Below are 13,179 nucleotides of genomic sequence, written 5' to 3'. Positions count from 1 at the left end.
GTTCGCACAGACGCACGACAAGTAAGGACGCTTTCATGGACGAGATCACCCGCGACGTGGTCGTCATCGGAGCCGGCGCCGCCGGCCTCACCGCCGCAAACGACCTGCGCAAGGCCGGCCTCTCGGTCGTCGTGCTCGAGGCTCGCGACCGCGTCGGCGGTCGCCTCTGGACCGACGTCATCGACGGCGCCATGCTCGAGCTCGGCGGCCAGTGGGTCTCGCCCGACCAGCAGGCCCTCATCGACACCGCCGCCGACCTCGGCCTGCCCCTGTACAGCCGCTACCGCGAGGGCAACAGCGTGTACGTCGGTCCCGACGGTGAGGCGAAGCGGTTCACCGGCGAGATGTTCCCCGTCGCGCCCGAGACCGAGAAGGTCATCGACGAGGTCACCGCGCGCCTCGACGCCATGGTCGCCGAGATCGACCCCGACCGGCCGTGGGCGCACCCCCGAGCCGCGGAGTGGGATGCGATCTCGTGGGACGCGTGGCTCCGCCAGCAGACCGACGACGACGAGGCGATCCGCAACCTCGCGTTCGCCACGGGCTCGGCGATGCTCACCAAGCCCACGCACACGTTCTCGCTGCTGCAGTCGCTGCACATGGCGGCATCCGCGGGCTCGTACTCGAACCTCGTCGACGCCGACTTCATCCTCGACAAGCGCGTGGTCGGCGGTCTCCAGCAGGTGCCCGAGCTGCTCGCCGAGCGTCTGGGCGACGACGTCATCCTCAACCAGCCGGTGCGCCGCATCGTCTGGGGTGCCGAGGCGCCGACGCCCGCTCGCTTCGCCGACAGCGCGACGGGGCAGCGGGTCGACGACCTGCGCGCCCTGACCGCGCGCGTCGACGCGGCGAAGTCCTCGACCAACGGCGTCACCGTGATCGCCGACGGCGTGACGGTCCGCGCGCGCTTCGCGATCCTCGCCCTCGCGCCGGTGCTGTACTCGCGCATCTCGTTCGAGCCCCCGCTGCCGCGCCTGCAGCACCAGATGCACCAGCACATCTCCATGGGCTTCGTCATCAAGGTGCACGCCGTCTACGAGACGCCGTTCTGGCGCGAGAAGGGCCTGTCGGGCACCGCCTTCAGCCCCTACGAGCTCGCCCACGAGGCCTACGACAACACCAACCACGGCGACGAGCGCGGAACCCTCGTGGGCTTCGTCTCGGACCACAACGCCGACGACCTGTTCCGGCTCAGCGCCGAGGAGCGCCGCGAGCGCATCCTCGAGTCGCTGTCGCACTACTACGGCCCCGAAGCGAAGAACCCCGTCGTCTACTACGAGAGCGACTGGGGCACCGAGGAGTGGACCCGCGGGGCGTACGCCGCGAGCTTCGACATGGGCGGTCTGCACCGCTACGGTGCCGACCTCCGCGAGCCCGTCGGCGCGATCCACCTCGCGTGCAGCGACATGGCCGGCGCCGGGTTCCAGCACGTCGACGGCGCCATCCGTCAGGGCCGCCGCGCCGCCGCCGAGATCCTCGAGCGGACGCGCGGATGACCGCGCGCCGTGTGGTCGTCGGGTACACCGCGACCGACGCCGGTGCCGACGCCCTCGCGCTCGGGGCGCGTCTGGGCGCGGCCCTCGACGCCCCCGTGCACGCGGTGGTCGTGCTGCCCTCCGCCGAGAACAACGTCTCGATCCCGACCGATGCCGGCTACGAGCGGCTCGTGCAGGACACCGCCCGCGGCTGGTTGCGCGAGGCCGTGGCGCCGTACCCCGGCATCCGCGGTCACGTCCGCTTCGCGCAGGCGGTGTCGGACGGTCTCGTCGCTGCCGCGGAGGAGTTCGACGCCGGCGTGATCGTCGTCGGTACCGGCGGGGGAGGGCCGCGCGGTCGACACCGCCTCGGCACCACCGCCGAAGAACTCGTGCATTCAGCGCCCGTCCCGGTCGCCCTCGCCCCCGAGGGCGCGCGCGACGTCGACCCGGGTGTGGGGCTCCCGCGCATCACCGCCGCGATCGGCACGCGCCCCGGGGCGGACGTCCTGCTCGAGACGGCGGCATCCGTCTCCCGCCGGGCGAAGGCACCGCTGCGACTCCTCTCGCTCGCGGGCGTCGATCTTCCGGGGCGCGTCGACGCGTCGCTGACCCGGCTGACCGGTCAGGCCCACGCCGAGAGCGTGCTGGAGTCGGTCCGCGCCGCCCTCCCCGCCGAGATCGAGGCCGAGGCCCTGGTCGGAGCCGGATCCGACATCGAGGACGCGGTCTCTCGCATCGACTGGATGCCGGGCGAAGTCGCCCTGGTCGGCTCGAGCCGTCTCGCGCAACCGCGTCGCCTCTTCCTCGGTTCCACCGCCGGGCGCATCCTGCGCGCCCTTCCCGTCCCCATGATCGTGGTGCCCCGCACCTCGGAGGCTTCCTCATGACCACCCCTCGCAACGACGCGAGCCCCGCACCCGACAGCGCCGTCACCACCGGCATCTCCAACAAGGGGCTCCGCGTCGGCTCGATCGGCATGATCGGCGCCGTCGTCATCGGCATCTCGACCATCGCGCCCGCCTACACACTCACCGGAGCGCTCGGCCCGACCGTCTCGGCGGTCGGCTTCCAGGTGCCGGCGATCATCCTCGTCGGGTTCATCCCGATGCTGCTGGTGGCCCTCGGCTATCGAGAACTGAATTCGCGGATGCCGGATGCCGGCACCTCCTTCACCTGGGCGGCTCGAGCCTTCGGCCCCTGGGTCGGGTGGATGGCCGGGTGGGGCCTGATCGCCGCCACGGTCATCGTGCTGTCGAACCTGGCCGGCATCGCCGTCGACTTCCTGTTCCTGCTGATCGCACAGGTCACGGGAAACCCCGAGATCGCCGAGCTCACGCGGGTCGTCCCGATCAACATCGCGGTGTGCCTGCTGTTCATGCTGCTGGCGACGATCGTGTCGTACCGCGACCTGCAGACCACGCAGCGTCTGCAGTACGGTCTCGTCGGTTTCCAGATCCTCGTGCTGCTCGTCTTCGCCGGCGCCGCGGTCGTCGAGATGATGAACGGCAACGCCTTCGATGCGAGCCCGGTGCAGCTGTCGTGGTTCAACCCCTTCGAGGTCGACTCGTTCAGCGCGTTCGCCGCCGGGCTCTCGCTGTCGATCTTCATCTTCTGGGGATGGGACGTCATCCTCACCATGAACGAAGAGACGAAGGACCCAGACAAGACGCCCGGTCGGGCCGCCACCGTGACGGTGTTCCTCATCGTGGCGCTGTACCTGCTGATCGCCGTCGCGCTGCTGATGTTCGCCGGCAACGGCACGGGGGAGCTGGGCCTGGGCAACGAGGACATCCAGGAGAACGTCTTCTTCCACCTGTCGGGGCCGATTCTCGGGCCGCTCGCGTTCCTCGTCTCGCTCGCGGTGCTCACCAGCTCGGCATCCTCGCTGCAGGCGACCTTCGTGGGCCCGGCGCGCACGCTTCTGGCCATGGCGCACTACGACGCTCTTCCCAAAAAGTTCGCCAAGGTCAGCCCGCGCTTCTTCACCCCCGGCTACGCCACCATCGTCTCGGCGATCGTCGCCTCGGTGTTCTACGCGGTCATGCGCGTGCTGAGCGAGAACGTGCTGACCGACACGATCACGGCCCTCGGCGCGATGATCTGCTTCTACTACGGGCTCACCGCGTTCGCGTGCGTCTGGTACTTCCGCAAGCAGTGGTTCGACTCGGTGCGCAACGTCCTCCTGACGCTGCTCGCGCCCCTCGTGGGCGGCGTGATCCTCGCGGTGCTGTTCGTGACCACCCTCATCGACAGTGCCAGCCCCGACTACGGCTCGGGCTCGGAGATTGGCGGTGTGGGTCTCGTGTTCGTGATCACGGTCGTCATCATCGTCGCGGGCCTCGTCCTCATGGTCGCGCAGCGCATCGCCAGCCCCGGCTTCTTCCGGGGTGAGACCCTGGGTCGCGAAGCGCCCGCCAGCGCCCGCCGCCGCCGCATCACGTCCTGACAACGAAACGAAAAGGAGCACCATGAGCGACTACGCCGTCGTCAATCCCGCCACCGGTGAGACCCTCGCCGAGTACGACACGCTGAGCGATTCCGGGGTCGAAGAGGCCATCGCCTCCGCCCACGACGGATACCGCGTCTGGTCGCGCACCGCCCCGGCCGAGCGCGCCGAGGCCCTGCGCCGCGTCGCTCAGTTGCACCGTGATCGGCGTGACGATCTCGCCGCGATCATCGTGCGCGAGATGGGCAAGCCGCTCGAGGCCGCCCTCGGCGAGGTCGACTTCGCCGCCGACATCACCGAGTACTACGCCGACAACATCGACAAGATCACGGGCGACAGCCCTCTCGACATCCTGGGCGAGGGCACCGCGGTCATCCGCCGGTCGCCGCTGGGCGTGCTGCTCGGCATCATGCCGTGGAACTTCCCGTACTACCAGGTCGCCCGGTTCGCCGCCCCGAACCTCGCGGTCGGCAACACCATCCTCCTCAAGCATGCGCCGCAGTGCCCCGAGTCGGCCGAGGCGCTCCAGGCGATCTACCGCGACGCCGGGCTCCCCGAGGGCGCGTACGTGAACATCCGCGCGACCAACGACCAGGCGGCGACCATCATCGCCGACCGTCGCGTGCAGGGTGTCTCGGTCACCGGTTCCGAGCGCGCGGGTGCGGCGGTCGCCGAGATCGCGGGCCGCAACCTCAAGAAGGTCGCACTCGAGCTCGGCGGGTCCGACCCCTTCATCCTGCTGTCGACGGATGATCTGGATGCCGCTGTGCAGTCGGCCGTCGACGCGCGCCTCGACAACAACGGGCAGTCGTGCAACGGCGCCAAGCGCTTCATCGTGATCGACGAGCTCTACGACGCCTTCCTCGAGAAGTTCACGGCGGCGCTGGGCGAGGCGAAGGTCGGCGACCCCTTCGCCGACGACACCGTGCTCGGCCCTCTGTCGTCTCTCGCGGCGGCGGAGCGCCTCGACGAGCAGGTGCAGCGCGCGGTGGCCCAGGGGGCGACCGTGGAGGTCGGCGGAACCCGCGACGGCGCCTTCTTCCCTGGGACCGTCCTCACCGGCGTCACGAGCGAGATGGACGCGTACGGCGAAGAGTTCTTCGGGCCCGTCGGTACCGTCTACCGCGTCTCGAGCGAGGACGAGGCGGTCGATCTCGCGAACGACACCGGCTACGGCCTCGGCTCGTACGTCTTCACGACGGATGCCGAGCAGGCTCAGCGCATCGCGGATCGCATCGAGGCCGGCATGGTCTACGTCAACGTGGTCCTCGCCGACTCGCCCGAGCTGCCGTTCGGCGGGGTCAAGCGCAGCGGCACCTCGCGCGAGATGGGTCTGCTGGCGGCCGACGAGTTCGTCAACAAGAAGCTCATCCGCACGGCGTGATTCCCGGGCGTCTCCCGACACGGTCCTTCGTGTCGGGAGACGCCGACTCTCCTGCGCGCGGTGTCCCTCGAGCGGCCTCGGTTCGCCAGCCCGGAGGACATGACATAGACTGGGGAGTGCAGTCGAAATCTGCATTCTTTCGCCGTGCCCCCGGGCACGTGGCATTCCTCCCCGAGGGATTCCAGGCGGAAAGAGGGCCGGTTTCGAATCCTGGATCCCTCGGGATCTTAGGGCGGTAGCTCAATTGGCAGAGCAGCGGTCTCCAAAACCGCAGGTTGCAGGTTCGATTCCTGTCCGCCCTGCGCACAGCGCACGCTGGCACAGACACAGACCTAGGTGGTTCGATGACGCAGGACGAGGCGAAGGGCGAGATCGTCGCTGAGCGCGGCGCGCCCCGCGAGAAGAAGCTCAACTTCTTCGCGCGGATCGCCCTCTTCATTCGTCAGGTCTTCGCGGAACTGCGCAAGGTCGTCACGCCGACGCGGCAGGAGCTGATCAAGTTCACCGCCGTCGTCCTCGGGTTCGTCGTCGTCATGATGGCGATCGTCTACGGCCTCGACGTGTTGTTCGTGTGGATCACCACCGCCGTCTTCGGCGTCCCCGGTACCGCCGGCGCCTGACCGGCGTCTGGGCGGACGCGCGGCGCCAGGAGCGGCCGCCACTGAACGGAAGAGATCACAGTGTCTGAAAGATATGTCGACGACGCCGACTGGGCGACGGCCGCTGAGCAGTCCAGTGAGGACGACGAAGCCCAAGAGGGCAACGTGCTCGAGTCCCAGGAGCGCGCCTCCGACTCGGCCGAGCACACGGCCGTGCACATCGTCGACGACGAGACCGACACCGACGACGCCGACCTCGGCGACATCGACATCACCGACCCGGAGGCGGACGCGATCGTGAACGACGCTCTCGAGATCGACGAGACCAGCGAGGCCGAGGCCGCCGCCGAGGTCCTCACCGACGCCCTCGCCGAGGAGCAGGCCGAAGAGGCCGCCGAGGCTGCCGACGAGGTCACCCCCTACGACGGCCCCGACGTCAACGGCGAGCCCGACGCTCCCGTGCTCGACGAGGACTTCGTCGACGAGGTCTCCGCCGCGGCATCCGTCGTCGACGAGGCCGAGGCAGCCGAGTCGCCGGCCGATGTCGACGCCGACGACACCGACGAAGACGCCGACCCGTACGAGGCGTTCCGCGCCGAGCTGCGCTCGCTCCCCGGCAAGTGGTTCGTCATCCACTCCTACGCCGGCTTCGAGCGCAAGGTGAAGGCCAACATCGAGCAGCGCAAGTCGACGCTCGAGGTCGAGGACGACATCTACCAGGTCGAGGTCCCCATGGAGGACGTCGTCGAGATCAAGAACGGCCAGCGCAAGATGGTCAACCGCGTGCGCATCCCCGGCTACGTGCTGGTGCGCATGGACCTCAACGAAGACACCTGGTCGGTCGTCCGTCACACTCCCGGTGTCACCGGCTTCGTGGGCAACGCCCACAACCCGACGCCGCTGCGTTTCGAAGAGGCCTTCAACATGCTGAAGAGCCTCGTCGAGGTCAAGGAGTCCGCTCCCGTCAAGGGCGCCGCGGCCAAGGGCTCGGCCACCACGGCTCGCGTCATCCCCGCCGAGGTCGACTTCGAGACCGGCGAGACCATCACGATCAAGGAAGGCTCGTTCGCGGGCCTGCCCGGCACGATCAGCGAGATCAAGCCCGAGAGCGGCAAGCTCACGGTGCTCGTGTCTCTCTTCGAGCGCGAGACTCCGGTCGAGCTGTCGTTCGACCAGGTCACCAAGATGATCTGACGCCACCCGCGTCTCTCGCGAACGCCCCGCACGGCTCCGGCCTGCGGGGCGTTCGTCGCTCCCGCGCTCCCGCCCCGCCGTCGCTCCCGCGCCCTCACGATGGTGGGAGTGGGTTGGCGGTGGGGGAGCGCGGCGGGCGCGCGAGCGGAGGAGGGAGGGAGGGATGCCGAAACGCCGGGCGTCGCGTACAATGGCAAGGTTGCGTGCGTCAGTGCGCAACGACCGCTGTCCGGAACCGCCGGATGTGCGGGAGAGAGGGAGCCGCGAGGCCCCCGCTCGAGAGAGGAAAAGGATATGGCACCCAAGAAAAAGGTGACCGGCCTGATCAAGCTCCAGATCAAGGCAGGCGCGGCCAACCCCGCGCCGCCGATCGGTCCGGCGCTCGGTCAGCACGGCGTCAACATCATGGAGTTCTGCAAGGCCTACAACGCGGCGACCGAAGCCCAGCGCGGCAACGTCATCCCCGTTGAGATCACGGTCTACGAAGACCGCAGCTTCACCTTCATCCTGAAGACCCCGCCGGCGGCGGAGCTCATCAAGAAGGCAGCCGGACTGGCCAAGGGCTCGTCCACGCCGCACACGGTCAAGGTGGGCAAGCTCACCAAGGACCAGGTTCGCGAGATCGCCACCACGAAGCAGCCCGACCTGAACGCGAACGACATCGAGGCCGCCTCGAAGATCATCGCCGGCACCGCCCGTTCCATGGGCATCACGGTCGAGGACTGAGGGAGATAACAATGGCTACCAAGTCCAAGGCATTCCGCGCCGCAGCTGAGAAGATCGCGGCCGACACGTTCTACACCCCGACCGAAGCCGTCGCCCTCGCGAAGGAGACCGGCTCGAAGAAGTTCGACTCGACCGTCGAGGTCGCGCTGAAGCTCTCGGTCGACCCCCGTAAGGCCGACCAGATGGTCCGCGGCACGGTCATCCTCCCCCACGGCACGGGTAAGACCGCGCGCGTCATCGTCTTCGCCAACGGCCCCGCGGCCGAGGCGGCTCTCGCCGCCGGCGCCGACGAGGTCGGTGGAGCCGAGCTCATCGAGAAGGTCGCGGCCGGCTACACGTCGTTCGACGCCGCCGTCTCGACCCCCGAGCTCATGGGCCAGGTCGGTCGCCTCGGTAAGGTCCTCGGACCCCGCGGCCTCATGCCGAACCCCAAGACCGGCACCGTGACCCCCAACCCGGCCAAGGCCGTCGAGGAGATCAAGGGCGGAAAGATCGAGTTCCGCGTCGACAAGCACGCCAACGTGCACTTCGTCGTCGGCAAGGCGTCGTTCACCGCCGAGCAGCTCGACGAGAACCTCGCCGCCGCTCTCGAGGAGATCGTCCGCCTCAAGCCCTCGAGCTCGAAGGGTCGTTACATCCAGAAGGGCGCCGTGTCGACCACGTTCGGCCCCGGCATCCCGCTGGACGTCAACGTCATCGTCTGACATCCGTCACCGAAAACCCCGCCGTGCCCTGTGCCGGCGGGGTTTTCGCGTGTCCGAGGGGCGCCGCGCCTGCACGATCGTGCAACACGGCGTCATGCGGGAAGGTCCGTGCGCCCGATCGTGTTGTGCTGGAGGGCGCGCTTCGCGCCGACACTCCCGCGCCCGCACCGCGCGGTCCCCACATCACACACGTCTGGAACAGCCATGCCCCGTCGCCGTCTGACCGTCCTCGCCGCCACCCTGGGTCTGAGCGCCCTCGCTCTGACCGCCTGCAGTGGCGGCTCCACCGCAGCGAACCCCGACGCGGGAGCAGACCTCGGCCTCGTCTCGGGCGGCACGCTGACCGTGGCCACCGAGGGGACCTACCGTCCCTTCTCGTACCACGAGGGCGCGGGGGAGCTGACGGGCTTCGACGTCGAGATCGCGAAGGCGGTCGCCGACAAGCTCGGCCTGCAGGTGAAGTTCCAGGAGACCCAGTGGGACGCGATCTTCGCGGGCCTGGACGCCGGTCGCTTCGACGTCATCGCCAACCAGGTCTCGATCAACCCCGAGCGCCAGGAGAAGTACACCTTCAGCTCGCCGTACACCGTCTCGCGGGGTGTCATCGTGACCACCGACAGCGACAGCGCCATCTCGAGCTTCGCCGATCTGTCGGGCAAGACCACCGCCCAGTCGCTCACGAGCAACTGGTACGAACTCGCCACCTCGAGCGGCGCCCAGGTCGAGGCCGTCGAGGGCTGGGCCCAGGCGGTCGCCCTGCTCAAGCAGGGTCGCGTGGACGCCACGGTCAACGACCAGCTGACCTACCTCGACTACGAGAAGACGAACAGCCCCACGGGCCTGAAGATCGCGGCGACCACGGAGGACTCCTCCGAGAGCGCCTTCGCGTTCAAGAAGGGTCAGGACAAGCTGGCGGATGCCGTCGACGGTGCACTCGACGAACTGCGCGCCGACGGCACCCTCGCGTCGATCAGCGACAAGTACTTCGGGGCCGATGTCACGAAGTAACCCCTCGGAGTAAACCCCCGCGGATCATCCGCCTTCCCGCCGTAGCGTGGGAGGCGGATGATCCGCTCGCGCGTGAGGAAGGAGGCCCATGAACGACATCTGGACCCTGCTCGTCGACTCGTTCTGGCCGATGGTTCTGGCCGGGATCACGGGCACGATCCCGCTGTCCCTGGCCTCGTTCGCGATCGGTCTCGTGATCGCGCTGGCGATGGCGCTGCTGCGGCTGTCGCGGAACGCGGTGCTGTCGGGCGTCGCCCGGTTCTACATCTCGATCATCCGCGGCACGCCCCTGCTGGTGCAGCTGTTCGTGATCTTCTACGGTCTTCCCTCGCTCGGCCTCACGATCGATCCCTTCCCCGCAGCCGTCATCGCCTTCTCGCTGAACGTCGGCGGGTACGCGGCCGAGGTGATCCGCGCCGCGATCCTGTCGGTCCCGCGCGGGCAGTGGGAGGCGGCGCACACGGTGGGGCTCTCGCCGCGCAAGACGCTGACGCGCATCATCCTCCCGCAGGCCGCTCGCGTGTCGGTGCCGCCCCTGTCGAACACGTTCATCTCGCTCGTGAAGGACAGCTCGCTGGCATCCCTCATCCTCGTCACCGAGCTCTTCCGCCAGGCGCAGGCCATCGCGGCCTTCTCGTACGAGTTCATGGCGGTGTACCTCGAAGCCGCGCTGATCTACTGGTTGTTCTGCCTGGTGTTGTCGTTCGGGCAGAACGCCCTGGAAAAGAGGCTGGACCGCCATGTCGCCCACTGACACCGCCCCGCTGCTCGCCGTCTCGGGCCTGCAGAAGAGCTTCGGCACGAACCGCGTGTTGGACGGCGTTGACCTCGAGGTCCGCCGCGGCGACGTGCTCGTCCTGATCGGGCCCTCGGGCTCGGGAAAGACCACGGTCCTGCGCTGCCTGAACGGCCTCGAGACCCCGGATGCCGGTGTGGTGGCGTTCGACGGGGGACCGGTCGTGGACTTCTCGCGCAAGGTGTCCAAGAGCGACCGCACCGCCCTGCGCGATCGCTCGGCGATGGTCTTCCAGCACCACAACCTCTTTCCCCATCTGACGGTCATCCAGAACGTCATCGAGGGCCCCATCCAGGCGCACGGCGTGCCCAAGGCCGAGGCGATCGCCCGCGCCGAGACGCTGCTGGCGCGCGTGGGTCTGTCGGAGAAGCGCGACGCGTATCCGTCCGAGCTGTCCGGTGGCCAGCAGCAGCGCGTGGGCATCGTGCGCGCTCTGGCCCTGCAGCCCTCTCTGCTGCTGTTCGACGAGCCGACGAGCGCCCTCGACCCCGAGCTCGTGGGCGAGGTCCTCACCGTCCTGCGCGAACTCGCGAACGAGGGGTGGACGATGGTCATCGTCACCCACGAACTCGGCTTCGCCCGCGAGGTCGCCGACGAGGTCCTGTTCTTCGACGAGGGGGTCATCGTCGAGCGCGGTGCTCCGTCGGAGCTCCTGCGCCAGCCGAAGAAGGAGCGCACGCAGCGCTTCCTCAACCGGCTGCTGCGTCCCCTCGACGGGCCCGACCCCTCGGACGCCGATCACGCGTGACCTCCTGTCGGGCGGAGTAGCGTCGAGGCATGAGCCGCCTCGAGACCCTGCTCGGCATCGATCTCCCTCTCGTCCTCGGTCCCTTCGGCGGGCTGTCGTCGATCGCGCTGACGGCGGCGGTGAGCGACGGGGGAGGGCTCGGCTCATACGGCCTCTACGGGTATGCGCCCGGTCGCATCCGCGAGACCGTGGCGCAGCTGCGAGCGGCTACGCCGCGTCCCGTCGCGGTCAACCTGTGGCTCCCGCGCGGTGACGAGGTGGGTCCCGCCGACCTGGACGTGCGGCCGTTCCTCGACGCCGCGGCACCCCTGTTCGCCGCAGCCGGGGTCGAGGTGCCGGAACCCCCGGCATCCTTCCTCCCGCCGATCGCCGCGCAGCTCGACGCGGTCCTCGAGGCGCGTCCGGACGTGCTGAGCGTCGTCTTCGGGATTCCGGATGCCGACACCCTCGACGCCGCGAGGGAGCGCGGGATCCGCGTGATCGGCACCGCGACCACGGTCGCCGAAGCCGTCGCCCTCGAGGCGGCGGGTGTCGATGCCGTCGTCGCGACGGGTTCGGAGGCGGGAGGACACCGGGTGTCGTTCCTGCGGGAGGCGTCGTCGTCACTCGTCGGCACGTTCGCTCTCGTGCCGCAGGTCGTCGACGCCGTGGACATCCCCGTGATCGCGGCGGGCGGGATCGCCGATCGTCGCGGGGTGGCAGCGGCCTTCGCGCTCGGGGCGGAGGGCGTGCAGGTCGGGACCGCGTTCCTGCGCACCCGTCAGTCGGCGGCCACCGCGGCGCACCGCGAGGCGATCTCGGCGGCGGCCGACACCGACACGGTGCTCACGCGCGCCATGAGCGGGCGGCTGGCGCGTGGCATCCCGAACCGTGCCATGCGCGAGATCGAGGCCTCGGGCCTGATCGCCCCCTTCCCGGCGCAGAACTGGCTCACCGGGGTGTTCCGCGCCGCGGCGACGGCGCGCGGTGACGGCGATCTCGTATCGCTGTGGGCGGGGCAGTCGGCGGGTCTGTCCCGTTTGGACGACGCCGCGGACGTCATCGACGAACTGCGGGCGGGCCTGCCCGGCTGACTCAGGCCGTGGGGCGGATCTCGAATCCGGATGCCGACTCCCCGGTGCCCTCGATCACGTCGACGTCGTCGACGCGGGCTCCGGCCGGTCCGTCGTGCGCCCAGGTGATCACCGCCTCGACGGCGTCGGGGTCTCCGGCGAGGAACGCCTCGACCGAGCCGTCGCGGCGATTGCGCACCCACCCGCCGACACCGAGCCGCTCGGCCTCTGCCCGGAGGGAGTACCGGAAGCCGACACCCTGGACGCGGCCGCTCACCGTCATCGTCGCCGTTCGCATCGGCCCATTCTCCCCGAGCGGCGGCCGATCCGCCGAGCGAGCGGTCTCAGCGGTCTCAGTGGGGGAGCACGAGCGAGACGGCGATCGCGCACATCACCACGGCGATGACGCCGTCGAGGACGCGCCACGCGCGGGGAGTGTCGAGCCAGCGGCCGAGGTACCGGGCCCCGTAGCCGAGCGCCGAGAACCACACGAGGCTCGCCGCGCACGCACCCGCCGCGAAGGCCCAGCGTCCGTCACCGTGCGTCGAGGCGACCGATCCGAGTAGGAACACCGTGTCGAGGTAGACGTGCGGATTGAGCCAGGTCAGGGCGAGGCAAGTGAGCACGGCGGTGGCGAGGGTCGTCCGCGCCGGGCGCGTGCGGACCGTCGTGTTCCCGGCATCCCGAGCCGGAGGGGATGCCGGGGCGCCGGCGTCGAGGTGCAGTGTCGCGCCGCTGGGGCGCAGGGCGCGCCGGGCGGCGAGGAGGCCGTACCCGAGAAGGAACGCCGCCCCCGCCCATCGCACGACGACGATGAGCCACGGCACGGCGTTCAGCACCAGGCCGATGCCCGAAACCCCCAGCAGGATCAGAACCGCGTCCGAGACCGCGCAGACGGCGACGACGGCGAGCAGATGCTCGCGGCGGATGCCCTGTCGGAGGACGAAGAGGTTCTGCGCGCCGATGGCGATGATGAGCGAGAAGCCGAGGCCGAGGCCGGCGAGCAGAGGAGTGAGCACGTCTCGACGCTAGGGGGCTGATGTG

14 protein-coding genes and 1 tRNA gene are annotated in these 13,179 nt (G+C 69.5%); 13 read left to right on the top strand and 2 right to left on the bottom strand.

Annotated features, from left to right (window positions below):
• Positions 1-35 precede the first annotated feature (35 nt).
• From AB6V31_RS13770 to AB6V31_RS13710, 13 genes are all read left to right on the top strand, one after another.
• Complete coding sequence (locus AB6V31_RS13770) at positions 36-1,496, top strand: flavin monoamine oxidase family protein (RefSeq protein WP_369366289.1); 1,461 nt, start codon at positions 36-38, stop codon at positions 1,494-1,496.
• Positions 1,493-2,365, top strand: a complete 873-nt coding sequence (locus AB6V31_RS13765; protein ID WP_056230380.1) for a universal stress protein — start codon at positions 1,493-1,495, stop codon at positions 2,363-2,365. Before AB6V31_RS13770 ends, AB6V31_RS13765 begins: the two co-directional genes overlap by 4 nt.
• Positions 2,362-3,924, top strand: a complete 1,563-nt coding sequence (locus tag AB6V31_RS13760) for an APC family permease (protein WP_144786089.1) — start codon at positions 2,362-2,364, stop codon at positions 3,922-3,924. The genes AB6V31_RS13765 and AB6V31_RS13760 overlap by 4 nt, the downstream gene beginning before the upstream one ends.
• 22 nt (positions 3,925-3,946) lie before the next feature.
• The gene (locus tag AB6V31_RS13755) at positions 3,947-5,308 is read left to right on the top strand and encodes an NAD-dependent succinate-semialdehyde dehydrogenase (protein ID WP_268104604.1); all 1,362 of its coding nucleotides are present in this window, start codon (positions 3,947-3,949) and stop codon (positions 5,306-5,308) included.
• A 229-nt stretch (positions 5,309-5,537) separates the two neighbouring features.
• Positions 5,538-5,610: transfer RNA gene (locus tag AB6V31_RS13750), tRNA-Trp, on the top strand.
• 42 nt (positions 5,611-5,652) lie between these two features.
• Complete coding sequence (gene secE, locus AB6V31_RS13745; RefSeq protein WP_056230372.1) at positions 5,653-5,928, top strand: preprotein translocase subunit SecE; 276 nt, start codon at positions 5,653-5,655, stop codon at positions 5,926-5,928.
• 60 nt (positions 5,929-5,988) lie between these two features.
• Positions 5,989-7,101 (top strand): transcription termination/antitermination protein NusG, encoded by a 1,113-nt coding sequence (gene nusG / locus AB6V31_RS13740; RefSeq protein WP_369366285.1) that lies wholly within the window; start codon positions 5,989-5,991, stop codon positions 7,099-7,101.
• A 294-nt stretch (positions 7,102-7,395) separates the two neighbouring features.
• Positions 7,396-7,827, top strand: coding sequence for a 50S ribosomal protein L11 (rplK, locus tag AB6V31_RS13735; RefSeq protein ID WP_013585556.1), 432 nt, complete (start codon positions 7,396-7,398; stop codon positions 7,825-7,827).
• 11 nt (positions 7,828-7,838) lie between these two features.
• Complete coding sequence (rplA, locus tag AB6V31_RS13730) at positions 7,839-8,531, top strand: 50S ribosomal protein L1 (RefSeq protein ID WP_056230364.1); 693 nt, start codon at positions 7,839-7,841, stop codon at positions 8,529-8,531.
• A 204-nt stretch (positions 8,532-8,735) separates the two neighbouring features.
• Entirely contained in the window at positions 8,736-9,539 is an 804-nt protein-coding gene (locus AB6V31_RS13725; protein WP_056230359.1) for an amino acid ABC transporter substrate-binding protein, read from the top strand.
• Positions 9,540-9,627: 88 nt separating this feature from the next.
• Positions 9,628-10,293, top strand: coding sequence for an amino acid ABC transporter permease (locus AB6V31_RS13720; protein WP_056230356.1), 666 nt, complete (start codon positions 9,628-9,630; stop codon positions 10,291-10,293).
• Positions 10,280-11,083 (top strand): amino acid ABC transporter ATP-binding protein, encoded by an 804-nt coding sequence (locus AB6V31_RS13715; RefSeq protein WP_326493373.1) that lies wholly within the window; start codon positions 10,280-10,282, stop codon positions 11,081-11,083. Before AB6V31_RS13720 ends, AB6V31_RS13715 begins: the two co-directional genes overlap by 14 nt.
• A 29-nt stretch (positions 11,084-11,112) precedes the next feature.
• Positions 11,113-12,156: an NAD(P)H-dependent flavin oxidoreductase gene (locus tag AB6V31_RS13710; protein WP_369366282.1), complete on the top strand. Its 1,044-nt coding sequence runs from the start codon at positions 11,113-11,115 to the stop codon at positions 12,154-12,156.
• A 1-nt stretch (position 12,157) separates the two neighbouring features.
• Here the strand turns inward: AB6V31_RS13710 and AB6V31_RS13705 are convergent, their stop codons facing one another.
• Both AB6V31_RS13705 and AB6V31_RS13700 read right to left on the bottom strand, forming a co-directional pair.
• Positions 12,158-12,433, bottom strand: coding sequence for an acylphosphatase (locus tag AB6V31_RS13705; RefSeq protein ID WP_369366280.1), 276 nt, complete (start codon positions 12,431-12,433; stop codon positions 12,158-12,160).
• A 55-nt stretch (positions 12,434-12,488) separates the two neighbouring features.
• Positions 12,489-13,154 (bottom strand): LysE/ArgO family amino acid transporter, encoded by a 666-nt coding sequence (locus AB6V31_RS13700; protein WP_268104600.1) that lies wholly within the window; start codon positions 13,152-13,154, stop codon positions 12,489-12,491.
• Positions 13,155-13,179 lie beyond the last annotated feature (25 nt).

The sequence above is a fragment of the Microbacterium sp. 16-032 genome (assembly GCF_041079455.1).
GTDB lineage: Bacteria > Actinomycetota > Actinomycetes > Actinomycetales > Microbacteriaceae > Microbacterium > Microbacterium testaceum_A.
Note: the sequence above shows the minus strand (reverse complement) of the source record. Positions and strands in the feature narration are given on the sequence as shown.

Bases quoted from the DNA above. Each gene is read 5' to 3' on its own strand.
- AB6V31_RS13770 (WP_369366289.1), top strand. From the start codon at position 36: ATGGACGAGATCACCCGCGACGTGGTCGTCATCGGAGCCGGCGCCGCC.
- AB6V31_RS13765 (WP_056230380.1), top strand. From the start codon at position 1,493: ATGACCGCGCGCCGTGTGGTCGTCGGGTACACCGCGACCGACGCCGGT.
- AB6V31_RS13760 (WP_144786089.1), top strand. From the start codon at position 2,362: ATGACCACCCCTCGCAACGACGCGAGCCCCGCACCCGACAGCGCCGTC.
- AB6V31_RS13755 (WP_268104604.1), top strand. From the start codon at position 3,947: ATGAGCGACTACGCCGTCGTCAATCCCGCCACCGGTGAGACCCTCGCC.
- secE (WP_056230372.1), top strand. From the start codon at position 5,653: ATGACGCAGGACGAGGCGAAGGGCGAGATCGTCGCTGAGCGCGGCGCG.
- rplK (WP_013585556.1), top strand. From the start codon at position 7,396: ATGGCACCCAAGAAAAAGGTGACCGGCCTGATCAAGCTCCAGATCAAG.
- rplA (WP_056230364.1), top strand. From the start codon at position 7,839: ATGGCTACCAAGTCCAAGGCATTCCGCGCCGCAGCTGAGAAGATCGCG.
- AB6V31_RS13725 (WP_056230359.1), top strand. From the start codon at position 8,736: ATGCCCCGTCGCCGTCTGACCGTCCTCGCCGCCACCCTGGGTCTGAGC.
- AB6V31_RS13720 (WP_056230356.1), top strand. From the start codon at position 9,628: ATGAACGACATCTGGACCCTGCTCGTCGACTCGTTCTGGCCGATGGTT.
- AB6V31_RS13715 (WP_326493373.1), top strand. From the start codon at position 10,280: ATGTCGCCCACTGACACCGCCCCGCTGCTCGCCGTCTCGGGCCTGCAG.
- AB6V31_RS13710 (WP_369366282.1), top strand. From the start codon at position 11,113: ATGAGCCGCCTCGAGACCCTGCTCGGCATCGATCTCCCTCTCGTCCTC.
- AB6V31_RS13705 (WP_369366280.1), bottom strand. From the start codon at position 12,433: ATGCGAACGGCGACGATGACGGTGAGCGGCCGCGTCCAGGGTGTCGGC.